Origin of the sequence: Dinoroseobacter shibae DFL 12 = DSM 16493, assembly GCF_000018145.1 — a bacterium.
In the GTDB taxonomy this organism is placed as follows: Bacteria; Pseudomonadota; Alphaproteobacteria; order Rhodobacterales; family Rhodobacteraceae; genus Dinoroseobacter; species Dinoroseobacter shibae.
In genome coordinates, this window is sequence record NC_009952.1 from 2794067 (window position 1) to 2818934 (window position 24868).

25 protein-coding genes are annotated in these 24868 nt (G+C 67.4%); 10 read left to right on the forward strand and 15 right to left on the reverse strand.

The genetic code is table 11. From position 1 onward, the window contains the following. Positions 1-53: 53 nt before the first annotated feature. Positions 54-266 carry a Flp family type IVb pilin gene (locus tag DSHI_RS13390; protein WP_012179299.1) on the reverse strand — a complete coding sequence of 71 codons (213 nt, stop codon included), beginning with the start codon at positions 264-266 and terminating at the stop codon, positions 54-56. A gap of 182 nt (positions 267-448) precedes the next feature. Between DSHI_RS13390 and carB the strand changes: the two genes are divergently transcribed. Then, a complete protein-coding gene (gene carB, locus DSHI_RS13395; RefSeq protein ID WP_012179300.1) occupies positions 449-3766 on the forward strand; it encodes a carbamoyl-phosphate synthase large subunit in 3318 nt (1105 codons plus the stop codon). Positions 3767-3880: 114 nt separating this feature from the next. Here the strand turns inward: carB and DSHI_RS13400 are convergent, their stop codons facing one another. After that, positions 3881-4672 carry a hypothetical protein gene (locus tag DSHI_RS13400; protein WP_012179301.1) on the reverse strand — a complete coding sequence of 264 codons (792 nt, stop codon included), beginning with the start codon at positions 4670-4672 and terminating at the stop codon, positions 3881-3883. A 122-nt stretch (positions 4673-4794) separates the two neighbouring features. On the opposite strand from DSHI_RS13400, the gene DSHI_RS13405 reads away from it, so the two are divergent. After that, positions 4795-5385, forward strand: a complete 591-nt coding sequence (locus DSHI_RS13405; protein ID WP_044027920.1) for a thymidine kinase — start codon at positions 4795-4797, stop codon at positions 5383-5385. Here the strand turns inward: DSHI_RS13405 and DSHI_RS13410 are convergent. From DSHI_RS13410 to DSHI_RS13430, 5 genes are all read right to left on the reverse strand, one after another. Next, positions 5382-6218: a hypothetical protein gene (locus DSHI_RS13410; RefSeq protein WP_012179303.1), complete on the reverse strand. Its 837-nt coding sequence runs from the start codon at positions 6216-6218 to the stop codon at positions 5382-5384. The two genes, DSHI_RS13405 and DSHI_RS13410, sit on opposite strands and share 4 nt — an antisense overlap. Positions 6219-6300: 82 nt before the next feature. Continuing rightward, positions 6301-7251 carry a 2-hydroxyacid dehydrogenase gene (locus tag DSHI_RS13415; RefSeq protein ID WP_012179304.1) on the reverse strand — a complete coding sequence of 317 codons (951 nt, stop codon included), beginning with the start codon at positions 7249-7251 and terminating at the stop codon, positions 6301-6303. Continuing rightward, positions 7251-7589 (reverse strand): tRNA-binding protein, encoded by a 339-nt coding sequence (locus tag DSHI_RS13420; protein WP_012179305.1) that lies wholly within the window; start codon positions 7587-7589, stop codon positions 7251-7253. Before DSHI_RS13420 ends, DSHI_RS13415 begins: the two co-directional genes overlap by 1 nt. Positions 7590-7592: 3 nt before the next feature. After that, positions 7593-8414 carry a pyrroline-5-carboxylate reductase gene (gene proC / locus DSHI_RS13425; protein WP_012179306.1) on the reverse strand — a complete coding sequence of 274 codons (822 nt, stop codon included), beginning with the start codon at positions 8412-8414 and terminating at the stop codon, positions 7593-7595. Between the two features lie 31 nt (positions 8415-8445). Further along, positions 8446-8976 (reverse strand): type III secretion system chaperone family protein, encoded by a 531-nt coding sequence (locus DSHI_RS13430; protein ID WP_012179307.1) that lies wholly within the window; start codon positions 8974-8976, stop codon positions 8446-8448. Positions 8977-9259: 283 nt separating this feature from the next. Here DSHI_RS13430 and DSHI_RS13435 point away from each other — a divergent pair, with 283 nt between their 5' ends. Next, entirely contained in the window at positions 9260-10180 is a 921-nt protein-coding gene (locus tag DSHI_RS13435; protein WP_012179308.1) for a hypothetical protein, read from the forward strand. 2 nt (positions 10181-10182) lie between these two features. Here the strand turns inward: DSHI_RS13435 and DSHI_RS13440 are convergent, their stop codons facing one another. Beyond that, positions 10183-10425: an accessory factor UbiK family protein gene (locus DSHI_RS13440; RefSeq protein WP_012179309.1), complete on the reverse strand. Its 243-nt coding sequence runs from the start codon at positions 10423-10425 to the stop codon at positions 10183-10185. Positions 10426-10537: 112 nt separating this feature from the next. Here DSHI_RS13440 and lgt point away from each other — a divergent pair, with 112 nt between their 5' ends. The 5 genes from lgt to DSHI_RS21460 all read left to right on the forward strand — a co-directional run bounded on the left by lgt (position 10538) and on the right by DSHI_RS21460 (position 14472). Continuing rightward, complete coding sequence (gene lgt, locus DSHI_RS13445; protein ID WP_044028876.1) at positions 10538-11425, forward strand: prolipoprotein diacylglyceryl transferase; 888 nt, start codon at positions 10538-10540, stop codon at positions 11423-11425. After that, positions 11422-12513 (forward strand): class I SAM-dependent methyltransferase, encoded by a 1092-nt coding sequence (locus DSHI_RS13450; protein ID WP_012179311.1) that lies wholly within the window; start codon positions 11422-11424, stop codon positions 12511-12513. Before lgt ends, DSHI_RS13450 begins: the two co-directional genes overlap by 4 nt. Beyond that, positions 12510-13268 (forward strand): peptidoglycan editing factor PgeF, encoded by a 759-nt coding sequence (pgeF, locus tag DSHI_RS13455; protein ID WP_012179312.1) that lies wholly within the window; start codon positions 12510-12512, stop codon positions 13266-13268. Before DSHI_RS13450 ends, pgeF begins: the two co-directional genes overlap by 4 nt. Positions 13269-13506: 238 nt before the next feature. Further along, positions 13507-13659 (forward strand): hypothetical protein, encoded by a 153-nt coding sequence (locus tag DSHI_RS22370; RefSeq protein ID WP_157865335.1) that lies wholly within the window; start codon positions 13507-13509, stop codon positions 13657-13659. A gap of 108 nt (positions 13660-13767) precedes the next feature. Beyond that, positions 13768-14472, forward strand: coding sequence for a Hint domain-containing protein (locus DSHI_RS21460; RefSeq protein ID WP_012179313.1), 705 nt, complete (start codon positions 13768-13770; stop codon positions 14470-14472). Between the two features lie 19 nt (positions 14473-14491). Here DSHI_RS21460 and DSHI_RS13465 read toward each other — a convergent pair whose 3' ends face one another. After that, positions 14492-14992, reverse strand: a complete 501-nt coding sequence (locus DSHI_RS13465; protein WP_012179314.1) for an Lrp/AsnC family transcriptional regulator — start codon at positions 14990-14992, stop codon at positions 14492-14494. Positions 14993-15156: 164 nt separating this feature from the next. On the opposite strand from DSHI_RS13465, the gene trxB reads away from it, so the two are divergent. After that, positions 15157-16155, forward strand: a complete 999-nt coding sequence (gene trxB, locus DSHI_RS13470; RefSeq protein ID WP_012179315.1) for a thioredoxin-disulfide reductase — start codon at positions 15157-15159, stop codon at positions 16153-16155. A 46-nt stretch (positions 16156-16201) separates the two neighbouring features. Here trxB and DSHI_RS13475 read toward each other — a convergent pair whose 3' ends face one another. After that, entirely contained in the window at positions 16202-17254 is a 1053-nt protein-coding gene (locus DSHI_RS13475; RefSeq protein ID WP_012179316.1) for a cytochrome-c peroxidase, read from the reverse strand. Positions 17255-17510: 256 nt separating this feature from the next. On the opposite strand from DSHI_RS13475, the gene DSHI_RS13480 reads away from it, so the two are divergent. Then, on the forward strand, positions 17511-19586 hold the full coding sequence (locus DSHI_RS13480; protein WP_012179317.1) for a bifunctional sulfate adenylyltransferase/adenylylsulfate kinase: 2076 nt from the start codon (positions 17511-17513) through the stop codon (positions 19584-19586). Between the two features lie 93 nt (positions 19587-19679). On the opposite strand, the gene DSHI_RS13485 is transcribed toward DSHI_RS13480, so the two are convergent. The 5 genes from DSHI_RS13485 to DSHI_RS13505 form a co-directional block, all read right to left on the reverse strand. Continuing rightward, positions 19680-20270, reverse strand: coding sequence for a hypothetical protein (locus DSHI_RS13485; RefSeq protein ID WP_012179318.1), 591 nt, complete (start codon positions 20268-20270; stop codon positions 19680-19682). A gap of 177 nt (positions 20271-20447) precedes the next feature. Continuing rightward, positions 20448-21236, reverse strand: a complete 789-nt coding sequence (locus DSHI_RS13490; RefSeq protein WP_012179319.1) for an FAD binding domain-containing protein — start codon at positions 21234-21236, stop codon at positions 20448-20450. Between the two features lie 48 nt (positions 21237-21284). Further along, on the reverse strand, positions 21285-23660 hold the full coding sequence (locus DSHI_RS13495; protein ID WP_012179320.1) for a xanthine dehydrogenase family protein molybdopterin-binding subunit: 2376 nt from the start codon (positions 23658-23660) through the stop codon (positions 21285-21287). Positions 23661-23733: 73 nt separating this feature from the next. Beyond that, a complete protein-coding gene (locus DSHI_RS13500; RefSeq protein ID WP_012179321.1) occupies positions 23734-24222 on the reverse strand; it encodes a (2Fe-2S)-binding protein in 489 nt (162 codons plus the stop codon). 48 nt (positions 24223-24270) lie between these two features. Further along, entirely contained in the window at positions 24271-24801 is a 531-nt protein-coding gene (locus DSHI_RS13505) for an SRPBCC family protein (RefSeq protein WP_012179322.1), read from the reverse strand. Positions 24802-24868 lie beyond the last annotated feature (67 nt).

A 24868-nucleotide genomic window follows, 5' to 3' on the forward strand; every position in this document is an offset into this window, starting at 1 on the left:
ATTTTAGAGAAGTCTGACAGTTTGTGTGTCAATCAACATTGACACAAGTCAAGTCAGTCCACGGGAACCGGCACGTTGAAATCGGTGTGAATCTGGTGCGTGTTCAGCTGCCGATTCAAGGAGCCGGAATTGGTGGTCATCGAGGGGCCCAGCACGGCGGCGACGGCGATCGCCAGCCCGACGAGCGCTGCGGTCAGAACCACCCAATCGACCGTGACGGCCCCGTCTTCGGACCGGATGAATGGTTCGAGCTGCGCGTACCGCATGATGTCCTGTCCTTCCCGGGCCGAAACCGGCCAGCCGCATGTCCTCCCGGGATGCCAGAGCGATGGGGCGGCGGCGCGACGGAAATTGGGCGAGATCAAGATAGCACCCCGACCCCAGCGGCCTTGCGCCCGCACCGCCCGCATGTATAACGCCGACAATTTGCGCCACTGGAGTCTGCCCGATGCCCAAGAGAACCGATATCAAGTCGATCATGATCATCGGAGCCGGGCCCATCATCATCGGGCAGGCCTGCGAGTTCGACTATTCCGGGGCCCAGGCCTGCAAGGCGCTGCGCGAAGAGGGCTACCGGGTGATCCTGGTCAACTCCAACCCCGCCACCATCATGACCGACCCGGGCCTGGCCGACGCCACTTATATCGAGCCGATCACCCCCGAGATCGTCGCCAAGATCATCGAGAAGGAGCGCCCGGACGCGCTCTTGCCGACCATGGGCGGTCAGACCGGGCTGAACACCTCGCTCGCGCTCGAAGAGATGGGCGTGCTGGCGAAATACGGGGTCGAGATGATCGGCGCCAAGCGCGAAGCCATCGAGATGGCCGAGGACCGCAAGCTTTTCCGCGAGGCGATGGATCGCCTCGGCATCGAGAACCCCCGTGCCACCATCGCCACGACCATGGACGAATGCATGGCTGCGCTGGACGATATTGGCCTGCCGGCGATCATCCGGCCCGCCTTCACCCTCGGCGGGACCGGGGGCGGCGTGGCCTACAACCGGGACGATTACGAGCATTTCTGCAAATCCGGGCTCGATGCCTCGCCGGTCAACCAGATCCTGATCGACGAGAGCCTGCTGGGCTGGAAAGAGTTCGAGATGGAGGTGGTCCGCGACAAGGCGGACAATGCGATCATCGTCTGCGCCATCGAGAACGTCGATCCGATGGGCGTGCATACGGGCGATTCGATCACCGTGGCCCCGGCGCTGACCCTGACCGACAAGGAATACCAGATCATGCGCAACGGCTCGATCGCCGTGCTGCGCGAGATCGGGGTGGAAACCGGCGGCTCCAACGTGCAGTGGGCGGTCAACCCCGCCGACGGGCGCATGGTGGTGATCGAGATGAACCCGCGGGTGTCGCGGTCCTCGGCGCTGGCCTCCAAGGCCACGGGCTTTCCCATCGCCAAGATCGCCGCGAAACTTGCCGTGGGCTATACCCTGGACGAGCTCGACAACGACATCACCAAGGTCACGCCCGCCAGCTTCGAGCCGACCATCGACTATGTCGTGACCAAGATCCCGCGCTTCGCGTTCGAAAAATTCCCCGGCGCCGAGCCGAACCTGACCACGGCGATGAAATCCGTGGGCGAGGCCATGTCCATCGGCCGCACCTTCCACGAAAGCGTGCAGAAGGCGCTCGCCTCGATGGAGACCGGGCTGACCGGCTTCGACGAGATCGCCATCCCCGGGATTTCTGCGGACCACAGGTCGGACGCCCCCGACACCGCCGCCGTGGTCAAGGCACTGGCCAGGCAGACGCCCGACCGGCTGCGCGTGATTGCCCAGGCCATGCGCCACGGGCTGAGCGATGACGAGATTCAGGCCGCGACCTCATACGATCCGTGGTTCCTCGCGCGCATCCGCGAGATCGTCGAGACCGAGGCACAGGTGCGCCGCGACGGCCTGCCGCTGGAGGCCGAGGGCCTGCGCAAGCTCAAGATGATGGGCTTCACCGATGCGCGGCTGGCCAAGCTGACGGGCCGGGACGAGGGCCAGGTCCGCCGCGCCCGCACCCGGCTCGGTGTGACCGCGCAGTTCAAGCGGATCGACACCTGCGCGGCCGAGTTCGAGGCCCAGACGCCTTATATGTACTCGACCTACGAAACCCCGGTGATGGGCGAGGCCGAATGCGAATCGCGGCCCACGGACGCCACCAAGGTGGTCATCCTCGGTGGCGGGCCGAACCGGATCGGCCAGGGGATCGAGTTCGACTACTGCTGCTGCCATGCGTGTTTCGCGCTGACCGAGGCGGGCTACGAGACCATCATGGTCAACTGCAACCCCGAGACCGTTTCGACCGATTACGACACCTCGGACCGGCTCTATTTCGAGCCGCTGACCTTCGAGCATGTGATGGAGATCCTGCGCGCCGAACAGGAGAACGGCACGCTGCACGGGGTGATCGTCCAGTTCGGCGGCCAGACCCCCCTGAAGCTCGCCAATGCGCTGGAGGCCGAAGGCATCCCGATCCTCGGGACCACGCCCGATGCCATCGATCTGGCCGAGGATCGCGAGCGGTTCCAGGCGCTGGTCAACGACCTGGGCCTCAAACAGCCTCACAACGCCATCGCCAGCACCGATGCCGAGGCCTTCGCCGCCGCGGGCGACATCGGCTTCCCGCTGGTCATCCGGCCGTCCTATGTTCTGGGCGGGCGCGCGATGGAGATCGTGCGCGACATGGGTCAGTTGGAGCGGTATATCGCCGAGGCGGTGGTGGTCTCGGGCGACAGCCCGGTACTGCTCGACAGCTATCTCGCCGGCGCGGTGGAGTTGGACGTGGACGCGCTCTGCGATGGGGAGAACGTTCATGTGGCGGGCATCATGCAGCATATCGAAGAGGCGGGCGTCCATTCCGGCGACAGCGCCTGTTCCCTGCCGCCCTATTCGCTCTCCGACGACGTGCTGGCGCGCATTCGCGTGCAGACCGAGGCACTGGCGCGCGCCCTGCGGGTCAAGGGCCTGATGAACGTGCAATTCGCGATCAAGGATGACGAGATCTACCTGATCGAGGTGAACCCGCGCGCCTCGCGCACCGTGCCCTTCGTGGCCAAGGCCACCGACAGCGCAATCGCGTCCATCGCCGCCCGGCTGATGGCGGGCGAGCCCCTGTCGAATTTCCCGCTGCGCGACCCCCTGCCCCATGACGCACCCGAGGACCAGCACCTGCCGATCGGCGACCCGATGACGCTGGCGCACCCGGATACGCCCTGGTTCTCGGTCAAGGAGGCGGTTCTGCCCTTCGCGCGCTTCCCGGGCGTCGACACGATCCTCGGCCCGGAAATGCGCTCCACCGGGGAGGTGATGGGCTGGGACCGGTCCTTCCCCCGCGCCTTCCTGAAGGCACAGATGGGCGCGGGCACCGTACTGCCGACGGAAGGCACGGTGTTCCTGTCGATCAAGGAAGCCGACAAGACCGAGATGCTGGTGGAAACGGCGGCGATGCTGACCGAACTGGGCCTCGACATCGTCGCGACCAGAGGGACCGCGGCCTTCCTGAAGGATCACGGCATCGCCTCCAAGGTCGTCAACAAGGTCTACGAGGGCCGCCCGGACGTGGTCGACATGCTCAAGGACGGGCGCATCGCGCTGGTGATGAACACCACCGAGGGCGCGCAGGCGGTCAATGACAGCCGCGAAATCCGGTCCGTCGCGCTCTATGACCGCATCCCCTACTTCACCACGCTGGCGGCCAGCCATGCCGCGGCCCAGGCCATGATCGCCCGCCGCGAGGGCGAGATCGGCGTCCGCGCGTTGCAGGGATGACCGGGCGCGCGCGATCGGCCACGGCCAGGGCGGGACTTGCCCTGCTGACACTCGCTGCACTGGCGGGATGCGGGGGCGTGCCCCTCATCCCGATCATCTGACCCCGCGCCGCGCTCAGCGCAGCTCGGCCCATTTCGACACCCGGGGCCGACCGCCGCCATGGGGCGCGGATTCCAGCACGTAAGACGCGCCGGGCGGCACCGTGGTGGTCACGAAACAGGCCTTGTCCCAGCTGTCGTTGTTGTTCCTGGTCTCGGCCACGGTCACGCCGTTCACCTTGAGCCGGGCATGACAGCGGTTCGAGTCCCCCACATTGATCGTGGCGGCGACCACGATGGGATACTCCCGGCTGTTGGTCTGGCTGCGCCCGACGGGCCGTTGCGCGGCGCCGAACTCTTCCCATTTCCGTCCGGCGAGCTGATCGATCCGCCGCGTCAGGCGCGTGACATCCCCGTCCCCTGCCGCGGCCCCGCGGATCTCGGTACGCAGGGCGCGGATATCCGCGTTGACCGACGCCTGCAGGTCGCGTGTCGCGGCCGTGACCGCCCGCGAAATCCGGTCGTCCAACCCCTCGAGGCTGCGGCCCTGCTGGGTCACGCTGCGCTCCAGACCCGAGACGCGCATGCCCAGGTCCGCGAGGCCCTCCACTTGCCGCTCGGTGCGGCCCAGCTTGCGCTCCAATTCCGCCACCCGGGTCTCCAGCGCCGCAAGATCGCTCCGCGTCTCCTCGGCGCAGGTCAGCAACGCGTTGATCTTGCGCGTGTCCGAAGCATTGCTGCCGAGAAAATTGAGCTGGCGCGCGCATTCATTGGCAGAGGCCGCGTCGGGCAGGGCGACAGCCGCGGTCAAGGCCAGGGCAAGGGCCGGGCCACAAACGGGCAAAAGGCGAAGGGAAAACGAAGGCATGAAAAACTCCTTTGACAAGATATCCGGCATGGATTCAGCATCTTGCGTTAGATCTCCGTCATTCCGCCGCGACCCCGGCCCCGGACGCTTGCCGCAGGGTGCGGACCGGGCTATTGCGCGCCATGGCCAAGCTTTACTTCCACTACTCCACCATGAACGCGGGCAAATCGACCGCGCTGCTGCAAGCCTCGCACAATTATATCGAGCGGGGGATGCAGACCCACCTGATGACCGCGCGGCTCGACCACCGGGCGGGCGAGGGCCGGATCGGCAGCCGGATCGGGCTGAGCGCGCCTGCCGACACCTTCGGGCCCGAGACCGACCTCTTCGACGCGCTGGCCCTGCGGCTCAAGGGCGGGCCCTGCGCCTGCGTCTTCGTGGACGAGGCGCAGTTCCTGACCGAGGACCAGGTCTGGCAACTCGCCCGAGCGGTGGACGATCTGAACCTGCCGGTGATGTGCTACGGGCTGCGGGTCGATTTTCGCGGCAAGCTGTTTCCCGGCTCGGCGGCGCTGCTGGCGCTGGCGGACGAGATGCGCGAGGTGCGCACGATCTGCCATTGCGGGCGCAAGGCCACGATGGTGGTGCGCCGCGACGCCGAGGGGCGCACGGTGACCGACGGTGCCCAGGTGCAGGTGGGCGGCAACGAGACCTACCTGTCGCTCTGCCGCCGCCACTGGCGGGAAGCCACGGGCGACCGCCCGAGGGGTTAGAGGCGCAGCGCCTGCTCCATATCGAAGATCGTCACCAACAGGGGCGACTGGTCGGTCTGGACGAACCCGGCCGAGCTGCGCTGCACATCCACGATTGTGACCATCACCACGAACAGGAAGCCCGAGAACATGAAGGTGCGCCAGGACAGCACGCGTCCCTGCATGCCCGCCCGGTTGCCCAGCAGGAACAGCGATGCCAAGGCCGTTGCCAGCAGCATCAGCTGCGTCACGTCCGAGACCGGCACCGCGAAGGTCTGCATCCGGTAGAGATGGGCATCGATCGCGTCGTTCATGGCCGAGGCGATGAAGGTCGCGACCGGCGGCTCCACACCGTCGGTTGCCGCCAAGGTCGCGGGCCAGAGTTTGGCCTGAGCCGCGAGACTCGTTTCCAGGAACGCCCGGACATCCGCCTCGCTTTCGACCCGGGCCACATCGGGCACGACCCGTGTCAGGGTATAGTCGTAAATCGCGGTCTTGAGGTCGGTGCGCGCGCCCTCGCCCGCGTAATCGGCGCGCAGAAAGACCGTGCCGAGCGCCGCCGCCTCGTCGATCACCGCGACCTTGCGGGTCTGGGCGAGCGACAGGGCATGGCCGAAGCTGAACGCCAGCAGCAGCCCGAGCAGGCCGAGGATCGCGCCCAGCGTTGTCTCGCCCAGCACCTTGTCGATGATCTTGCCCTTGGCGAGGGTCCGGGCACGCTGCCGTTGGCCGAAGAGAAACCCGGTGACCGCCGCTGCCGGCAAGGTCAGGGCCAGCAGAAGAACCGTCGTGCCCAGCGAGAATACCGGCAACCGCATCTCGCCGTAAATTGCGACCGCTGTCGTCCCGTCCATGCCTTCTGCTTTCCCACGGTTCTCTTGCCGCCACTCTACGCACCGCGCCTTGGCAAAAGAAAGAAGTTTCAGCAGCCTGGCATCACACCGGGTTGGGCAGCGGCGCGCCCTCGGCACAAGCGATAAGATTGTCGAGCGCCATGTGCCCCATCGCCTCGCGCACCTCCAGCGCGGCGGTGCCGAGATGGGGCAGCAGCACGACATTCTCCATCCCGATCAGGGCCTCGGGCACCGCAGGCTCGAACTCGTAGACATCGAGCCCCGCCGCGCCGAGCTGCCCTGCCTGCAGCGCCGCGATCAACGCGGCCTCGTCCACCACGTCGCCCCGGGCGATGTTGACGAAAACCGCATGGGGCTGCATCGCGGCAAACGCCTCCGCCCCGATCAGGTGATGGGTCTCGGCCCCGCCGGGCACGGCGACCACCACGATATCCGCCGCTGCCATGACCTCGGCCACGCTGGCCAATTGCCGCGCTGGCAGATCGGGCGTCTTGGGCGAGCGGTTGTAGAACACCACCTCCATCCCGAACCCGTGGTGGCAGCGCGCGGCGATCGCCTGGCCGATCCGGCCCATTCCGATCACGCCCAGGGTCTTGCCGGTCACATGCAGGCCCAGCATCTGCGTCGGGTGCCAGCCCGTCCATGTGCCCGCGCGGACCAGCCGCTCCCCCTCGCCCGCGCGGCGCGCCGCCATCAGGATCAGGGTCAGCGCCGTGTCCGCCGTGGCATCGGTCACGGCACCCGGGGTGTTGGTCACCGCCACCCCCGCCGCGCGCGCCGCCACCGCATCGATATGGTTGTAGCCCACCCCGAAATTCGCCAGCAGCCGCGCGCGGGGCTCCGGCACATCGGCGAACACCTCCGCCGAGAACGCGTCGCCGAGCGTGGGCAGCACGAGGTCATAATCCCGCAGGGCCCCGCGCAGCTCCTCTGCGCGCATGGGCTGGGTCGTCTCGCGCAGCGTGCAATCGAACCGCGCCCGGGCGCGCGCCAGAACCGCCTCCGGCAAGGGCCGGGAAATCAGAAGTTTCATCAGTAAAGCCGCCCTCCCAGCGGAACGTCGAGATCCGGGCGCAGCAGCACCACCTCCCCGTCTGTATCCGGCACCCCGAGCACGAGGATCTCGGACATGAACTTGCCGATCTGGCGCGGCGGGAAATTCACCACCGCCATCACCTGCGTGCCGATCAGCGCCTCTGGGGCGTAATGCCGGGTGATCTGGGCCGAGCTTTTCCTGACGCCCAGCGCGCCACCGAAATCCACCCAGAGCTTGATCGCGGGCTTGCGCGCCTCCGGGAACGGCTCCGCCTGCACCACGCGGCCCACGCGGATGTCCACCTTGAGGAAATCGTCGAACGTGATCTCGGCCATGGGTTAGTCCGCCAACTCCCGCCCGCGCTGCGCCGCCGCCGCCACCGCCCGGCGCAAAAGCGGAGGAAACCCGGTCTCGGCATCCATCAGCACCTCCAGCGCCGCCGCCGTGGTCCCACCCGGGCTGGTGACATTGACCCGCAACTGCGCAGGTCCCTCGTCGGCGGCCTCGGCCAGCGCGCCCGCGCCCGCCACGGTCGCCTGCGCCAGTTGCAGGGCAAGCGCGGGGGGCAGGCCCTCCGCCTCCCCGGCGGCGGCAAGCGTCTCGATCAGGTGAAAGACATAAGCCGGCCCGGACCCGGACACCGCCGTGACCGCGTCCATCTGGTGCTCGCCCTCCAGCCGCACGGTCTGCCCGATGGCCGAGAGCAGCGCCTCGGCCAGGGCCATATGCGCCTCGGTGGCCGCCCCGTTGCCGACCAGCGCCGTGATCCCCTTGCCGATGGCCGCGGGGGTGTTGGGCATGGCACGGATGATCGGGGTCGCGGGTCCGAAGGCCGCCTCGAAAAACCGGATCGGGGTGCCCGCCGCGATGGACAGGACCAGCGTCGCGCCCCCGCCCAGCGCGGTCACCGGGCCCAGCGCGTCGCCCATCATCTGCGGCTTGACCGCCAGCAGCGCGATCGCGGGGGCCTCGGGCACGCCCGCGTTCAGGTGCAACCCCTGGGCGGCCAGCCCCGTCAGCCAATCGGATGGTTTGGGGTCCAGAACCCAGACCGACCCGGGCGCGATCCCCTGTGCCAGCCAGCCCTGCAGCATGGCCGACCCCATCTTTCCGCAGCCAAGCAGGAACAAGCCCCGGCGGCGCACATCTTCGAGACCCATATCCCCTCCCGCGTCGTCCTTGCGCGGCAGGTTAGGCGCGCCCGTAAGCCTCCGCAATGGCAACCTGAATGGCCGCCTCGGGGGCTTCCTCGCCCCATGTGGCCAGTTGGAAGGCGGGGTAGAACCGCTCGCAATTCAGAAACGCCGTGGTCAGCATCCGGTCGATCTGCTCCGGCCCGGCCAGCGCGCCGCCGCTGAGCACCAGGGCGTAGCGGTACACCAGCAGGTTCTGTTGCGCCCAATGGGTGAACGCCCCGGTCCAGCACTTGTCGTTGGCCGCGTTCAGCACCGCGTGCAGCGCCGGAACCCGGTGCGCCGGCGGCTCCATGTCGAAGGTCATCACCAGCCGCAGGGTTTCGTCGTAATGGGACCAGGCGAGCGTGACCGAATAGGTCCGCCACTGGCCTTCCACCGCCATGGCGATCTGGTCATCCGCGATACGGTCGAAATCCCAGTCATGATGCTCCGCCAGCGATTCGACGATGTCGATCGGGTGAAGGTCTTCGGTCTCATAATGCTGCTCGACAAGTGACATGCCCGGCCCCGTTTTTCTGCCTGCCATGGGGTGTCCCACAATAGGCTGGGTGTCGTTACAAGACCCGCGCCGCGGCGGCCCGCGTCTTACTAGATATGGTGTAAGCGATGGCTTCACCTGTAAAGAAGAATTTTTGTGACAAACAGCGTGAAACCGTCGAGAGCTGGGGTTATCCACAATAATTTGTGTTAACAGCTGCTTAACCCCATAGACTGCGCCCCGGCGTGGAATCGACCCGTTTGCGTCAAGATCGGGTCTCAATTGTCTGAGAACAATTCCTGAAACCATTCCCCACGACCGGAGGCCCGCCATGGCACTGCGCTACGATTTCGACATCCTGCCTGTCTGCGACGACGCTCCCGCCGCGTCGGAAGATATGGCCCCTGCCCGGGAATTGGGCGTCTCCTGCATGGCGCTGTTCCGCGATCCCGCCACGGTGGACGCCCTGAAGGCCGCGCCCGACGGCCTGCGCGTCTACCTGGAGGCGTCGGGATTCGGCCTGACCGCCCATGACAGCGGCGCGCCCGAGGGCACCTATCCCGCCGAGGACGAGGAAACCCGCCTCGCGCTGATCGCGCAGCTTGCCGCCCGCCTGCCCCATGCGGACCTGACCGCCGACGACCTGCAACCTGCCACGCCGAAGGACGACAGCGACCGATTCGACCTGCCCGCCTTTCTGCACAGCCTGGAGACGGCACAGCCCTTGGCGCAGGACCCCCCGGCCCCGCCGGAGCCAACGGAGGCGGACGCCTGGGATTCGGCCGAACTTGCCGCGGCCGAGACCGCAGAGCCGCTGGACCCGGACACCACCGAACCCGCGCCTCGCACGGACCCGGAGGACGCGGCCGAGAGCCCGGCCGCGCCCCCCGAAGAGGAAAATTGGGTCGACCTGATCGCGAAATTCACGGAAGGCGCGGAGCGCGCGTCTCCCCCGGATAGCGCCGCGGAAGACGATGCAGAATGGCAATCCGCGGATGAAGGGCCGACAGAGAACCGCGACACAGACGCGGCTGCGGCCCCGGACATGGCGGAGGACATCTGGGACGCACCCGGTTACGAGGACGACGTGGACACCGAAGCGGCGCAAGACCCCGCGCCCGACAGAAAGCTGACCCTCGTGCGCCTGGTGGCGGGCATCGCGCTCCTGGCTGGGTTGATCCTCGCCGCGCCGCTCGTGATGGACAAGGTGATGCCCCTGGTCGAGGCCAACGCCACCGCGATCGCGCGCTGAGCCTAGCCCTTCGCCTCCAGCGCTTCGATCCGCGCCTTCAGCGCCTCGTTCTCCTCGCGGGCCTTCTGCGCCATGCCGCGCACGGCATCGAATTCTTCGCGCGTGACGAAATCCCGGTCCGCCAGCCAGCGGTCCATCATCCCCTTCATCGCGGTCTCGGCTTCGTCCCTGGCCCCTTGCGCCACGCCCATGGCGTTGGTCATCAACTGGCCGATATCGTCGAACAACTTGTTGCGGGTCTGCATGGGGCGCTCCATCTGCTGCGTGACCCCGTATATGGCCCCGTCCCCCTGAAACCTCAAGGTTGACAAGCCCTCGGCCAGCCCGGACACATCGCCCCAGATGCCGGAGCCCGTGATGCCGTTCGCCATACCCTTCCCGCCGCTGAGCCCCGAGATCTTCGCGATCGAGATCGGCGGGGTGACCCTCGCCCTGCGCTGGTATGCGCTGGCCTATATCCTCGGGCTGGTGCTGGGCTGGCGGATCGTGACCGGGCTGGTCAAGCGCCCCGCGCTCTGGGGCGCGCGCCCCGCCCCGATGTCCCCGCCGCAGGTCGAGGCCCTGCTGACCTGGGTGATCCTCGGGGTGGTGCTGGGCGGGCGGCTGGGCTTCGTGCTGTTCTACCAGCCCGATTACTACCTGCGCCATCCGGCCGAGATCCTGATGGTCTGGCAGGGCGGCATGGCCTTCCATGGCGGGCTTGTGGGCGTGGTGCTGGCGGTGGCGATCTTCTGCTGGCGCGAAGGCGTGCCCCATTTGCAGGCCGCCGATGCGCTGGCCGTCGCGACCCCGCCGGGGCTGTTGCTCGGACGGATGTCGAATTTCATCAATGCCGAGCTTTGGGGCCGGCCCACGGACGCGCCCTGGGGCGTGATCTTCCCCGGTGTCTCGGCCCAGAATTGCGGCCAGCCCGCGGGGGAGCTTTGCGCGCGCCACCCCTCGCAGCTCTACGAGGCGGGGCTGGAGGGGCTTCTGCTCGGCCTCGTGCTGTGGTGGCTGGTGCGGCGCGGCGCGCTGGCGCGCACGGGGACGGTGTTCGGCACGTTCCTCGCAGGCTACGGCGCGGCGCGTTTCGTGGTCGAACTGGTCCGCCAGCCGGATGCGCAATTCGTCTCCGCCGGCAACCCGGTGGGCCATGCGCTGCACTTCGGCGGCTGGGGCCTGACCATGGGTCAGATCCTGAGCCTGCCGATGATCGCGCTCGGCCTGTGGCTGATCGCGCGCGCCCGCCGCACCGCGCCATGACCCCGCTGGCGGAGATCCTCGCCGCGCGGATCGCCGCGACCGGCCCGATCACCGTGGCCGAGTTCATGGCCGAATGCCTGCTGCACCCCACCCACGGCTATTACACCACGCGCACGCCCTTCGGTCAGGCGGGCGATTTCACCACCGCACCGGAGATCAGCCAGATGTTCGGGGAATTGCTGGGCCTCGCGCTGGCCCAGGCCTGGCACGACCAGGGCGCACCGCCCGGCGCCATTCTTGCCGAGATCGGGCCGGGGCGCGGCACGCTCATGGCCGACATCCGGCGCGTGCTGAAACAGGTGCCCGGCGCCGCCACCCTGCGCCCCCACCTGGTTGAGGCCAGCCCCGCCCTGCGCGCCGAGCAGGCAACCCGCGTGCCGGAGGCCGTCCGGCTCGACCGGGTGGAGGATCTGCCCGACGCGCCGCTCTTGCTGGTGGCCAACGAGTTCTTCGATGCCCTGCCCATCCGCCAGTTCGAGCGCCACGCCGCGGGCTGGGCCGAACGGCAGATCGGGCTGGCCGAGGGCGCGCTGGCCTTCGGGCGCGCCCAACCCGCGGCGCTGGCATCCCTCGCCCACCGGATGGCGGATACAGGCCCCGGCGATCTGGTCGAAACCTGCGCCCCGGCGCAGCCGATCATCGCCGAGATCGCGGGCCGCATCGCGCGCCACGGCGGCGCGGCGATCATTGCAGACTATGGCGACTGGCGCTCGAAGGGCGACACGTTGCAGGCGGTGCGCGCCCATCGCCCGGACCCGGTGCTGGCCCATCCCGGCCAGGCCGACCTGACCGCTCATGTGGATTTCGAGCCGCTGGCGCAGGCCGCGCGCACCGCCGGCGCGAGCGTATCAGCGATGATCCCCCAGGGCGTGTTTCTTGAACGGCTGGGCATCACCACCCGCGCCCAGGCCCTCGCCACGGGACTGGAAGGCGCGGCATTGCAAAGCCACATCGCCGCACATCGCCGCTTGACCCACCCGGAGGAAATGGGAACCCTGTTCAAAGTGCTCTGTGTGAGTCCCCCATCCGCGCCCCCCGTGCCGGGGTCCATCGCCCCGCCCAACCCCGGGAAACCCGACGCCCCATGACGCTCGAGATCCTCACATCGCCCGCCCTGCCGGTGGCGCACGGGTTCTTCACCCGCAAGGGCGGCGCGTCCTCGGGCGTGTTCGAGGGGCTCAATTGCGGCCCCGGCTCCAGCGACCAGTCCGACACCGTGGCCCTGAACCGCGCCCGCGTGGCCGCGGCGATGGAGGTGCCGGTCAGTGCGCTCGCCACGGTGAACCAGGTTCATTCGCCGGACGTGGTCACGCTCGAGGCCGCCCCGGCGCCCGGCCCTAAACCCACCGCCGACGCCATGGTCACCGCGACCCCGGGCCTCGTTCTCGGCATCCTGACCGCCGATTGCCAGCCGGTGCTCTTCGCCGACGGGCAGGCGGGCGTCATCGGCGCGGCCCATGCGGGCTGGCGCGGCGCGCTGGACGGCGTGCTGGAGGCCACGATCGACGCCATGGTGGCCGCGGGCGCCCGGCGCGAGGCGATCACCGCGGTGATCGGCCCGTCGATCTCCCAGCGGGCCTACGAGGTCGGGCCCGAGTTTCTCGACCGTTTCCTCGACGACGACCCCGAGAACAGCCGCTTTTTCGCCGGGGGCCAGGACGGCCGGGCGCATTTCGACCTGATCTCCTACGGGCTGACCCGGCTGCGGGGCGCGGGCATCGCCCAGGCCGAGTGGACCGGCCATTGCACCTACAGCGATCCGGGCCGGTTCTTTTCCTACCGCCGCAGCGTCCATGGGGGCGAGGCAGATTACGGCCGGCTGATCTCGACCATCCGGCTCTGAGCGGCCCTGTCGGGCCCGATGCCCGCCACATTCCTGCCTTGTTTCGCCCCGGCCCCCCGCGTCAGATGCATGGAATACCTGCAAACGCGGGCATTTCCGCAGGGCCACTGCCCCCCGCAACTTTTACAATTTTCGTCAAATTTCGGCCTTTTTTGCCCGCAAGGCTGACCACAATTCGCGATCACGAGCGCGGATTGTTCCCAACTGCCACTCACGGCGCCAAATTAAGGCACAAACCATGATGAAAGACACGCCCCGCTGGCTCCGCGCGCTGCTGCGCGCCACGGCCGAACACACCCCGCCCCCGCCCTATGCCCGCCAGGTGCGCCCGCCGCTTGCCCTGCGCGACGCGCCACCTGCACCGGAGCGGCGCCGCGCCGCGGGAGGCTGACCCCGCGTTAAGGATGACCCGTCGAATTCTTTGACAATTTTAGTCAAAGCGCACAGGTTCAGCGGGCTGACCACGGTGGGGGCCGTACAGCAACCCGAGGGTAAGAACATGGCTCCACTCGTCCGTCCGCCGGTCCCGGTCACCGTATCCAATGGTGCAGACGCCACCGCGCAACCGTCCGTTCTGGCCAGATTCGACAGCCACTGCATCGAACAGGGCGCGCGCAGCTTCTGCGCCCGCAAGCCCGAGATCGTAACGCGCCTGCTGCCGGCCTTCGGGATCCTCGCCCAAGGCACCCAGATCCGAGTACCCACGGGCAGCGTCGCGATCGAGGATCTGGGCCTCGGCGACACCATCGCCCCGGGTGACGGCGGCACCGCTCAGATCACCTGGATCGGCGAGGTCACCTTGCGGCCCGACGCGCTCGACACCCCTTGGCTGCGCCGCGTACAGCCCGAACGCTTCGGCTTCGGCCGCCCCCTCAGCGACAGCATCCTCGGCGCCGCTGCCGAGGTACAACTCGGCGGCGCCCGCGACATCTCCAAGCCGCTCTCGACTTTCGGTCATGACGACATGATCACCGCGCTGGTCCCGCAAGCCCCAGTCCGCATGTTCCAGATCGCCTGCGCCAGCCCCGCCTGGGCCGTGGCCAACGGTCTGTCGATTCGTACCCTGAACACGGACGGTTTCCTGTCCCGCCAACCCGATCTTCTCGCACAGATGTTCGCCAGGTTTATGCCCGGGCTGACCACGCGGCCCGCACCCGAACGCTTCGTCACCGCCTCGCCCTTCCGCCGCGCCCGCCTGGGCTGAGCCCCCGGACGCCCGCCCGTCAGGCGATCTGGCTGAGACGCGCTTCCATGACATCGAAGGGGACGCCGGGCTCGTCCTTGGCCCCCCGGATCACCAGCGAGGTCTTCACGCTCGCCACGTTCTCCGCCGCGGTCAACTCGCCGGTCAGGAAGCTCTGGAAGGACGACAGGTCCGGGGCCACGCATTTCAGGATGAAGTCGATCTCGCCGTTCAGCATGTGGCACTCGCGCACCAGCGGCCAGGCCCGGCAGCGCGCCTCGAAGGCGCTCAGATCCGCCTCCGCCTGGCTGTTCAGCCCGACCATGGCAAAGACCTGCACCTCGAATCCCAAGGCGCGGGTGTCGACACTGGCATGGTAGCCGCGGATGAACCCGGCCTCCTCCAGCGCGCGCACCCGGCGCAGGCAGGGCGGGGCCGAGATGCCGACGCGCCTGGCCAATTCGACATTGGTCATGCGCCCGTCCCCCTGCAATTCAGCAAGAATCTTGCGGTCGATCGGATCAAGTTTGGATGCGTGCATAAGGCCCTCTTCCCGTGGGGCTTTCTTACGCCAGACACCCCACCTGCGCAATAATGTTTCTCACTTCGGCAATATTTTTCTACCGGCGATCAGAACCGTGGCCCCTTTTCCTCTCTGTCCCCGGGTTTTATATCGGGGGGATCATTTGTCGAGGAAGCTGCCCCATGTCGAGCGAAACACGTCACCTGAAGGTCCTGATCATCGGCTCCGGCCCGGCGGGCTACACGGCGGCGGTCTATGCCAGCCGCGCGATGCTGAACCCGGTGCTGGTCCAGGGCATCCAGCCCGGCGGCCAACTTACCATCACCACCGATGTGGAAAACTGGCCCGGCGACAGCAGCGTCATGGGCCCCGACCTGATGGTGCGGATGGAAGAGCATGCAAAGGCCATGGGGACCGAGATCATCGCCGACCATATCAACCGGCTCGACCTGTCGTCCCGCCCCTTCACCGCCTATGGCGACAGCGGCACGATCTACAAGGCCGAGGCGCTGATCCTGGCCACCGGGGCGCAGGCGAAATGGCTCGGCCTGCCCTCGGAGGAACACTTCAAGGGCTTCGGCGTCTCGGCCTGCGCCACCTGCGACGGATTCTTCTACCGCGGCAAGGAGGTCGTGGTGATCGGCGGCGGCAACACGGCCGTCGAAGAGGCGCTGTTTCTGACCAATTTCGCCTCCAAGGTGACCCTGGTGCACCGCCGCGACAGCCTGCGCGCCGAAAAGATCCTGCAGGACCGACTGTTCAAGAACCCCAAGGTCGAGGTGATCTGGGACCACACGGTGGAGGAAGTGGTGGGCACCGACACCCCGCGCGGCGTCGAAGGCGTGGTGATCAAGCACCGCGACACCGGCGAGACGCGCACCCTGCCCTGCGCGGGGTTCTTCGTGGCCATCGGCCATGCCCCGGCCTCCGAGTTGGTGATCGACCAGCTCGAAACCCATATGGGCGGCTATGTCGTCACCGCGCCGGACAGCACCGCGACCTCGATCCCGGGTGTCTTCGCCGCGGGCGACCTGACCGACCACGAATACCGCCAGGCGGTGACCAGCGCGGGCATGGGCTGCATGGCCGCGCTGGAGGCCGAGCGGTTTCTGGCGGAAATGGACGGCGAGACCACCGCCGATGCGGGCGTCTACGCGGCCCCGGTGAACGCGGCGGAATAACCGCCCCGCAAGGCAGCCCGGGCCCGCAGGCCCGGACCGCGCTGGCTCAGGGCAGAACCTCGCCCGTGGGCCGCGGCGTCGCCGCCGTTTCCACCGGCAGGATCGGATAGACCACCTCCGGCATCTCCCCGGTCAGGGCGCGCAGGAAGGCCACGATCTTGTCCGCCTCATCCTCGGTGATATCGGCACCGAGCTGCGAGTCGCCCATGATCTGCACCGCGGCCTTCAGGTCCCACACCACGCCGGAATGGAAATAGGGCGCCGTCAGCTCGATATTGCGCAGGGGCGAGGCCCGGAAGACATAGGAATCATCCGCCGTCTCGGTCACCGCGAATCGGCCCATGTCATCGGGCGGCAGCACATCCGCCCCCGGCTTCTCGATCAGCCCGAAGGGATAGTAGCCGTTGCCGCCCAGGTTCACCCCGTTATGGCAAGAGGCGCAGCCCTTGTCGATGAAGAGCGCCAGGCCCTCCTTCTGGTCCTCGCTCAGCGCCGCCTCGTCCCCGTTCAGATAGGCATCGAAGGGCGCGGGCGTGATCAGCGTGGCCTCGTAGGCCTCGATCGCCTTAGCGAAATTGTCGAAGGACACCGGGTCGGCCTCTTCGGGAAAGGAGGCCGTGAACCACTCCACATATTGCGGCATGGAGTTGAGCGTCGCGATCACGTTCTCCGGCGTGTTGGCCATCTCGACCCCCGCCTGCACAGGCCCCTTGGCCTGCGCTGCCAGGTCCTCGGCCCGCCCGTCCCAGAACTGCGCGATGTTGAACACCGCGTTCAGCACCGTGGGCGAGTTGCGCGGCCCCTTCTGCCAGCCATGGCCGATCGAGACCGGCATGTTGTCGTCGCCGCCCGTCGCCAGGTTGTGGCAGGAATTGCACGAAAACACCCCCGACGCGGACATCCGCGGGTCGAAGAACAGCGCCTTGCCCAGGTCGATCTTCTCCGGCGTGACGGGGTTGTCGCGCAGCGCCGGGATCGTGGAGGGCACCGGCTCGAACAGCTCGCGCGCCTGCTCCTGCAGGTCGGACGCGGACGCCGCGGACGCGGCCAGAACAAGCATGGAAACAGTGCCAAACCGGAGGGCTGGGTGACAGGCCATGAGAAACTCCTTTTCTTGTGGACCTTAGCCTGCCCGGCCTAACTTGGAATCGTTCTAAGTTTGTTGACTCAGGTCAAATCCGAACGCCCAACGCCACACGATAGGAAATTCCTATCAATACGCCGCGCGAAACCCGTCCATCGCCCGCCCTGTGCCCGGATCAACACAGCGTTTACCGCGATCGCAAATTGTTCTTGGCAGATCGGGTTGGCTGCCATATGCGTTCAGCCGTGAACACATATTGAGTCCCGCCCCGATGAACGCCCAGCCCAAACCGATCTCCGCCGAGGAGGAAGACCTGCTCTTCCGCCTGCTGCGGCAGCTCGACCTGACCCCGGACGCCTCCCAGCGCGCCCTGGCCGGGGCATTGGGCATCTCCCTGGGCCGGGTCAATGCGCAGCTGCGCGCCGCCGCGGAGGCCGGGCTGATCGAGATCACAGAACGGACCGGGACCGACCGGCGCCAGCGTTTCGCCTATGGCCTGACGGCCCGGGGTGCAGCGCAGAAAACCCGGCTCATCGACAAGTTCCTCGCCCGCAAGTTCACCGAGTTCACCGCCCTTCATGCCGAGCTGACCGGCTCGGCCCAATACCCGATCCCCCCCCAATTCAGGAGCTTTCCGATGCAAAACCCCCACGCCCCGATCACGGAGCTCTACGTCTCCGCCGACAGCGCCCAGAAGCTGAAGGTCGAAGCCGCGTCGCTTCCCTCCTGGGACCTGACCCCGCGCCAGATCTGCGATCTGGAGCTGCTAATGAATGGCGGGTTCAACCCGCTCAAGGGCTTCCTCGGCAAGGACGACTACGACAGCGTGGTGGAAACCATGCGCCTGGCGGACGGCTCGCTCTGGCCGATGCCCATCACCCTGGATATCAGCCAGGATTTCGCCGACACGGTCGAGCCGGGCCAGGACATCGCCCTGCGCGACCAGGAGGGCGTGATCCTCGCCATCCTGTCGATCTCCGACAAATACGTGCCCAACAAGGCCCGCGAGGCCGAAATGGTCTTCGGCGCCGACGACCTGGCGCATCCGGCGGTGAACTACCTGCACCACGTCGCGGGCCCGGTCTATCTCGGCGGTGCCATCACCGGCATCCAGCAGCCGATCCATTACGACTTCCGCGCCCGCCGCGACACGCCCAACGAGCTGCGCGCCTATTTCCGCAAGCTCGGCTGGCGCAAGGTCGTGGCCTTCCAGACCCGCAACCCGCTGCACCGCGCGCATCAGGAGCTGACCTTCCGCGCCGCGCGCGAATCCCAGGCCAACCTGCTGATCCACCCGGTCGTCGGCATGACCAAGCCCGGCGATGTGGACCACTTCACCCGCGTGCGCTGCTACGAGGCGGTGCTCGACAAGTACCCGGCCGCCACCACCACCATGAGCCTTCTGAACCTGGCCATGCGCATGGCCGGCCCGCGCGAGGCGGTCTGGCACGGGCTGATCCGCAAGAACCACGGTGTGACCCATTTCATCGTCGGCCGCGACCACGCCGGCCCCGGCAAGAACTCCGCCGGGGAGGATTTCTACGGCCCCTATGACGCGCAAGACCTCTTCCGCGAGCACGAAGAGGAAATGGGCATCACCATGGTGGACTTCAAACACATGGTCTGGGTCCAGGAGCGCGCGCAATACGAACCCATGGACGAGATCAAGGACAAGGACGAGGTCACGATCCTGAACATCTCGGGCACCGAGCTGCGCCGTCGCCTGTCCGAGGGGCTGGAGATCCCCGAATGGTTCTCCTTCCCCGAAGTGGTGGCCGAACTGCGCAAGACCCGCCCGCCGCGGGCCAAGCAGGGCTTCACCGTGTTTCTGACGGGGCTGTCCGGCTCGGGCAAGTCCACCGTGGCCAACGCGCTTATGGTCAAGCTGATGGAAATGGGCGGCCGCCCGGTCACGCTGCTGGACGGCGACGTGGTCCGCAAGCACCTGTCGTCCGAGCTCGGCTTCTCGAAGGAACACCGCGACATCAACATCCGCCGCATCGGCTATGTCGCCTCCGAGATCACCAAGAACGGCGGCATCGCGATCTGCGCCCCCATCGCGCCCTACACCGCCACCCGCCGGGCCGTGCGCGAGATGATCGAGGCCTATGGCGCCTTCGTGGAAATCCACGTCGCCACCAGCCTCGAGGAATGCGAGCGCCGCGACCGCAAGGGGCTCTACAAGCTGGCGCGCGAGGGCAAGATCAAGGAGTTCACCGGGATCTCCGACCCCTACGAGGCGCCGACCAATGCCGAGCTGGTGCTGGACACCGAAGGGACCGAGGTCGACTATTGCGCCCAGCAGGTGCTGTTGAAGCTCGAATCCATGGGCCTCGTCGCGGCCTGAGCCGCGCCCCTGGGCACCGCCGCCCGACCCCGGCACCGGCCCACAGGAAAACAGCCTCCCCCCGGGGAGGCTGTTGTCATTGGCACACCAGGCTCAGAACGCCCGTTTCCAGCCCACCGACACCGCGGTCGACCCGCTGTCATTCTCGAACGTGCCATAACCGTCCGAGCGATGGTGCAACCCGACGAGCAAGGTGCTGTCCTCCACCGGCGTGTTGAACTCCAGCTCCGCCTTCCAGAAGAAGAAGTTGCGCTGGGACTCGCCCGTGCGCTCCACCTCCACGCTGGGCACATCGGTCGCGTGGGACAGGCCCAGCCCGTAGGCGAAGCTCTCGAACGCATCGATCCACGGGTTCGGCGGGGTATAGCGCAGCACCACGGGCAGGTTCACCTCCCAATGGTCCATCTTGCCGAAATGGCGCACCAACTGCCCCTCGATGCCCCAGCTGAACCGGCTGGCACCGATCTGCCGCTCGATCCCGGCCGCGACGCCCACCAGGTAGGAGTCCGCCCAGGTCACATCGAAGGACATCACGTCGAACGAGGTGTTCTCGGTCATCGAGGCGCCGAACACCGTCACATGCCGCTCCCAGGCCGGGCCCAGCTCGAAGGCCGCGGCCGCACCGGGCCCGACACAGGCGACCGACAACGCGAGCGCGCCGATCTTTCGTTTCACATCACGCATGTACTCTCCGATCTCAGGCCACGGCCGGGACGGCCGCGCGACTCCCTTGCGCGCTTCAAGACATAGAAAAAGCCCGCGGGCAGGACCAGACCCTTCGCAGCCCGTCGCGGGGCTCAAAAGAAAACCCCGCCCGGCGCGCGCCGAACGGGGGTCTTGTCTGTCGAATGCGCGCCCGTGTCAGGCGGCGGCAACCGCGCGCCCGGTCAGCACCTTGACCAGATGCGCCCGGTAGGCGCCCGTGCCATGCAGGTCGTTGATCATCCCGTCCGCCGGAACCGACAGATCCTTGATCGCATCGGCGGAGAAATTTCCGCTCAGCGCCGCCTCGGCCTCGGTCCAGCGGAACACGCCTTCTTCCGACGCGCCGGTCACGGCCACGCGCACGCCGCCCGAGAACTTGGCCACGAACACGCCCACAAGGCTGAAGCGCGAGGCGGGCTGGACGAACTTCTGCCAGTTTGCCTTCTCGGGCACCGGGAAGCGGACCTCCGTGATGATCTCACCCTCTTCGAGCGCGGTGGTGAACATCCCCTGGAAATAGTCGTCCGCCGCGATCTCCCGCGTGTTGGTCACGATGGTCGCCCCCGATCCCAGCGCCGCCGCCGGATAGCAGGCCGCCGGGTCGTTATTGGCAAGGCTGCCGCCGATCGTGCCGCGGTTGCGCACCGCCGGATCGCCGATCTTGCCCGCCAGGTCCGACAGAGCCGGGTACTTGGCCGCGGTCTCGCGCGCGACGACCGCGTGAACCGTGCCGCCACCGATGCAGATCTCGCCCGCATCATTGGTGCAGACACCCTTGATCTCGGCAATGCCCGACAGGCTCACCAGGGTCTCGGGCGCGGCCAGCCGCTGCTTCATGGTGGGCAGCAAGGTCTGCCCCCCGCCCAGCGCCTGGGCCTCGTCGCGCGACAGGGCCTTGACCGCATCCGCGACGGTGGTCGGTTTCACAAACTCGAAATTGTGCATATCTCTCTCCCGTTGAAGGGAGCCCCGCCCGAAGGCAGGGCCCGTCGCTTACTTGCCGTGGATCGCTGCCCAGACGCGGCTCGGCGTCAGGGGCATGTCGATATGGGTCACATGGGTTTGGCCCGCCCGGTGCAGCGCGTCGATCACCGCGTTCACCACCGCCGGCGGGGAGCCGATGGCCCCGGCCTCGCCGCAGCCCTTCACCCCGAGCGGGTTGTGGGTGCAGGGCGTGATGCAGGAGTGGTCCACTTCGAACATCGGCAGATCGTCGGCCCGCGGCATGGTGTAATCCATGTACGACCCCGACAGGAGCTGCCCGTCCGCATCGTAGGAGCAGTTCTCGAGCAGCGCCTGCCCGATCCCCTGCGCCACGCCGCCATGGACCTGGCCCTCGACGATCATCGGGTTGATGACATTGCCGAAATCATCCGCCGCCGTGAAGGCCAGCACGTCCACCTTGCCGGTGTCCGGGTCCACCTCGACCTCGCAGATATAGGCGCCCGACGGGTAGGTGAAATTCGACGGATCGTAGAACGCCGTCTCCTCCAGCCCCGGCTCGATATCCTCCAGCGGGTAGTTGTGGGGCACATAGGCCGCCAGCGTCACATCCCCCCAGGCGACGGATTTGTCCGTGCCCGCGACCGTGAACGCGCCGTCCTTGAGCTCGATGTCGCCCTCGGCGGCCTCCAGCAGGTGGGCTGCGATCTTCTTGGCCTTGTTGATGATCTTCTCGGTCGCGCGCACCATGGCCGAGCCGCCCACCGCGATGGAGCGTGAGCCATAGGTGCCCATGCCCATCGGCGTATTGGCGGTGTCGCCATGGACGATCTCGATCATGTTCTCGTCGATGCCGAGCATTTCCGCGACCACCTGCGGGAAGGCGGTTTCATGCCCCTGCCCGTGGGAGTGCGAGCCCGTCATCACGCTGATCGAGCCGGTGGCGTTGACCCGCACCGTGGCGCTCTCGTAGAGTCCCGCGCGCGCGCCGAGCTGTCCCACCAGGTTCGAGGGCGCGATGCCGCAGGCCTCGATGAAATGCGCCAGGCCGAAGCCGCGCAGCTTGCCGCGAGCCTTGCTCTCGGCGGCGCGCGCCTCGAACGTGTCGGCCCCGGCCATCTCCAGGCCCTTTTCGAGCGTCGCGTGGTAGTTGCCGGTGTCATAGGTCACCGCCACCGGCGTGTCATAGGGGAACTGCTCGGGCTTGATGAAGTTGATCCGGCGCAGCTCCGCCGGGTCGACGCCAAGCTCCCGCGCGGCCTTGTCCACGACCCGCTCCAGCTGGAAGGTCGCCTCGGGACGGCCCGCGCCACGGTACGCATCCACCGGCGTGGTGGTGGTGAACACCGCCTTCACGTTGGTGTAGATCAGCGGCGTGGTGTAGTTGCCCGCCAGCAGCGTGCCATGCAGCCATGTGGGGATCGACGGCGCGAAGGTGGACAGATACGCCCCCATGTTGGCATAGGTGTCGCAGCGCAGGGCGGTGAACTTGTGGTTCTCGTCCAGGGCCAGCTCGATCTTGGTCACGTGATCGCGACCATGCGCGTCCGACACGAACGCCTCCGAGCGCGACGAGGTCCACTTCACCGGCCGCCCGATCTGGCCGCTGGCGAAGGTGACGAAGGCTTCCTCGGCATAGTGATAGATCTTCGAGCCGAACCCGCCGCCCACATCCGGGGCCACGACGCGCAGCTTGTGCTCGGGGATGCCCAGCACGAAGGCGCCCATCAGGAGCCGGATCACATGGGGGTTCTGCGAGGTGGTGTAGAGCGTGTAATCCTGCGTGCCGGGGTGATAATCCCCCACCGCCACGCGCGGCTCCATCGGGTTGGCCACCAGCCGGTTGTTGGTCAGCTCCAGCGTCGTGACATGGTGCGCGTTCTTGATCGCCTCATCGACCGCTGCGCGGTTCTCTTCGACAAAGCCCCACTCGTAGCAGAGGTTGTCGTCCAGATCGTCATGCACCTTGGTGGCGCCCTCGGCCAGCGCGGCCTTCATGTCCATGACCGCGGGCAGCTCCTCGATATCCAGCTCGATCGCCTCGGCCGCATCGCGGGCCTGCTCCAGGCTCTCGGCCACGACCACGGCGATCGGGTCGCCCACATGGCGCACCTTGCCCTCGGCCAGCACCGGGTGCTTGGGCTCCTTCATGGGCTGTCCGTGGATGTCGGTGACCTGCCAGCCGCAGGGCACCCCGCCCACGCCCTCGAAATCCTTGGCGGTGAACACCCGGATCACCCCGTCCATGCCTTCGGCGGCGGCGGTGTCGATCCCGTTGATCTTGCCATGGGCCACTTCCGAGCGCAGGAAATAGGCGTAGGTCTGGTTGTTCAGGTTGATGTCGTCCGTGTAGCGTCCCCGGCCGGTCAGAAACCGGACGTCTTCGCGGCGCTTTGAACTGGCGCCAATGCCACCATCTTTGGGCATGTCATTCTCCCTCGGAGTATCCTGGGTCAAATCCGGCCGGGCGCACCATAGCGCCAGCAGCCAAGCTCAGTGGTTATTCCGCGGCCATCGGCGGCGCGACCTGCTGGCCCGAGGCCGCCAGGATCGCCTTGACGATGTTGTGGTAGCCGGTGCAGCGGCAGATATTGCCCTCGAGATACTCGCGGATCTCGTGCTCGCTCGGCTTGGGGTTGTCCTTCAGCAGCGCCGCCGCCGACATCACCATGCCCGGCGTGCAGAACCCGCATTGCAGCCCGTGATGCTCCTGGAACGCCGCCTGGATCGCCGACAGCGAGCCATCCGCATTCGCCATGCCCTCGATGGTCGTGACCTCGGCCCCGTCCGCGTCCGCCGCCAGCACCGTGCAGGCCTTCACCGCCTCGCCGTCCACATGCACCACGCAGGCGCCGCACTGGCTGGTATCGCAGCCCACATGGGTGCCCGTCAGGTGCAGCTGGTCGCGCAGGAACGACGACAACAGCGTGCGCCCCTCCACCTCGCCGGAGCGGGCCTTGCCGTTCACGGTCATCGTTACAGATGTCATTCAGATCCTCCCTGATCCCTTAATCATGTCTCGTCCGACGGGTCGGCCTCAGCTTACGAGCTTCTTGAGCCAACCCTTCTTCTTGCCGCCCTCGGCGGCCTCATCCGTCCCGCCCTCGTCGTCGCCACCCTCCGGCGCCGGGCCTTCGATGGTTTCCTGGAACTTGGCGAAGAACTGATCCGCCATCTTCTTGGCGAACCCGTCGATGATCCGGCTGCCGAGCTGCGCGAGCTTGCCGCCCACCTTGGCATCCACGTCGTAATGCAGCCGCGTGCCGGTCTCGATCGGCTCCAGCCGCACATTGGCGCCGCCCTTGGCAAAGCCCGCGGCCCCGCCCTTGCCCTCGCCGACAATGTTGACGCTCTCCGGCGCGACCATGTCCTGCAACTCGACCGAGCCCTTGAACGTGGCCTTTACCGGGCCGACCTTCTGAACCACCACGGCCTCGAACCCCTCCTCGGGGGAGCCGTGCATCTCCTGGCAGCCCGGCACACAGGCCTTGAGAACCTCTGCATCCAGCAAGGCATTCCAGACCGTCTGTGGGTCCGCGGCGATGTCGCGCGAGTCGGTAAGATGCATCGGGGTCTTCCTTTCCGGTTGTGAGTGAGCCTAGCACGGGCACAGGGTGCGACTATTCAGACTAAGG

What these genes read in the sequence shown, in the direction of transcription:
- DSHI_RS13500 (WP_012179321.1), bottom strand. Translation starts at nt 24,222, where the DNA reads ATGACATCTGTAACGATGACCGTGAACGGCAAGGCCCGCTCCGGCGAG.
- DSHI_RS21460 (WP_012179313.1), top strand. Translation starts at nt 13,768, where the DNA reads ATGGCTCCACTCGTCCGTCCGCCGGTCCCGGTCACCGTATCCAATGGT.
- DSHI_RS13450 (WP_012179311.1), top strand. Translation starts at nt 11,422, where the DNA reads ATGACCCCGCTGGCGGAGATCCTCGCCGCGCGGATCGCCGCGACCGGC.
- DSHI_RS13390 (WP_012179299.1), bottom strand. Translation starts at nt 266, where the DNA reads ATGCGGTACGCGCAGCTCGAACCATTCATCCGGTCCGAAGACGGGGCC.
- DSHI_RS13400 (WP_012179301.1), bottom strand. Translation starts at nt 4,672, where the DNA reads ATGCCTTCGTTTTCCCTTCGCCTTTTGCCCGTTTGTGGCCCGGCCCTT.
- DSHI_RS13405 (WP_044027920.1), top strand. Translation starts at nt 4,795, where the DNA reads ATGGCCAAGCTTTACTTCCACTACTCCACCATGAACGCGGGCAAATCG.
- DSHI_RS13490 (WP_012179319.1), bottom strand. Translation starts at nt 21,236, where the DNA reads ATGCACAATTTCGAGTTTGTGAAACCGACCACCGTCGCGGATGCGGTC.
- DSHI_RS13440 (WP_012179309.1), bottom strand. Translation starts at nt 10,425, where the DNA reads ATGCAGACCCGCAACAAGTTGTTCGACGATATCGGCCAGTTGATGACC.
- DSHI_RS13495 (WP_012179320.1), bottom strand. Translation starts at nt 23,660, where the DNA reads ATGCCCAAAGATGGTGGCATTGGCGCCAGTTCAAAGCGCCGCGAAGAC.
- DSHI_RS22370 (WP_157865335.1), top strand. Translation starts at nt 13,507, where the DNA reads ATGATGAAAGACACGCCCCGCTGGCTCCGCGCGCTGCTGCGCGCCACG.
- carB (WP_012179300.1), top strand. Translation starts at nt 449, where the DNA reads ATGCCCAAGAGAACCGATATCAAGTCGATCATGATCATCGGAGCCGGG.
- DSHI_RS13485 (WP_012179318.1), bottom strand. Translation starts at nt 20,270, where the DNA reads ATGCGTGATGTGAAACGAAAGATCGGCGCGCTCGCGTTGTCGGTCGCC.
- DSHI_RS13505 (WP_012179322.1), bottom strand. Translation starts at nt 24,801, where the DNA reads ATGCATCTTACCGACTCGCGCGACATCGCCGCGGACCCACAGACGGTC.
- DSHI_RS13435 (WP_012179308.1), top strand. Translation starts at nt 9,260, where the DNA reads ATGGCACTGCGCTACGATTTCGACATCCTGCCTGTCTGCGACGACGCT.
- DSHI_RS13465 (WP_012179314.1), bottom strand. Translation starts at nt 14,992, where the DNA reads ATGCACGCATCCAAACTTGATCCGATCGACCGCAAGATTCTTGCTGAA.
- DSHI_RS13480 (WP_012179317.1), top strand. Translation starts at nt 17,511, where the DNA reads ATGAACGCCCAGCCCAAACCGATCTCCGCCGAGGAGGAAGACCTGCTC.
- DSHI_RS13475 (WP_012179316.1), bottom strand. Translation starts at nt 17,254, where the DNA reads ATGGCCTGTCACCCAGCCCTCCGGTTTGGCACTGTTTCCATGCTTGTT.
- DSHI_RS13420 (WP_012179305.1), bottom strand. Translation starts at nt 7,589, where the DNA reads ATGGCCGAGATCACGTTCGACGATTTCCTCAAGGTGGACATCCGCGTG.
- pgeF (WP_012179312.1), top strand. Translation starts at nt 12,510, where the DNA reads ATGACGCTCGAGATCCTCACATCGCCCGCCCTGCCGGTGGCGCACGGG.
- trxB (WP_012179315.1), top strand. Translation starts at nt 15,157, where the DNA reads ATGTCGAGCGAAACACGTCACCTGAAGGTCCTGATCATCGGCTCCGGC.
- DSHI_RS13415 (WP_012179304.1), bottom strand. Translation starts at nt 7,251, where the DNA reads ATGAAACTTCTGATTTCCCGGCCCTTGCCGGAGGCGGTTCTGGCGCGC.
- DSHI_RS13430 (WP_012179307.1), bottom strand. Translation starts at nt 8,976, where the DNA reads ATGGCAGGCAGAAAAACGGGGCCGGGCATGTCACTTGTCGAGCAGCAT.
- lgt (WP_044028876.1), top strand. Translation starts at nt 10,538, where the DNA reads ATGCCGTTCGCCATACCCTTCCCGCCGCTGAGCCCCGAGATCTTCGCG.
- DSHI_RS13410 (WP_012179303.1), bottom strand. Translation starts at nt 6,218, where the DNA reads ATGGACGGGACGACAGCGGTCGCAATTTACGGCGAGATGCGGTTGCCG.
- proC (WP_012179306.1), bottom strand. Translation starts at nt 8,414, where the DNA reads ATGGGTCTCGAAGATGTGCGCCGCCGGGGCTTGTTCCTGCTTGGCTGC.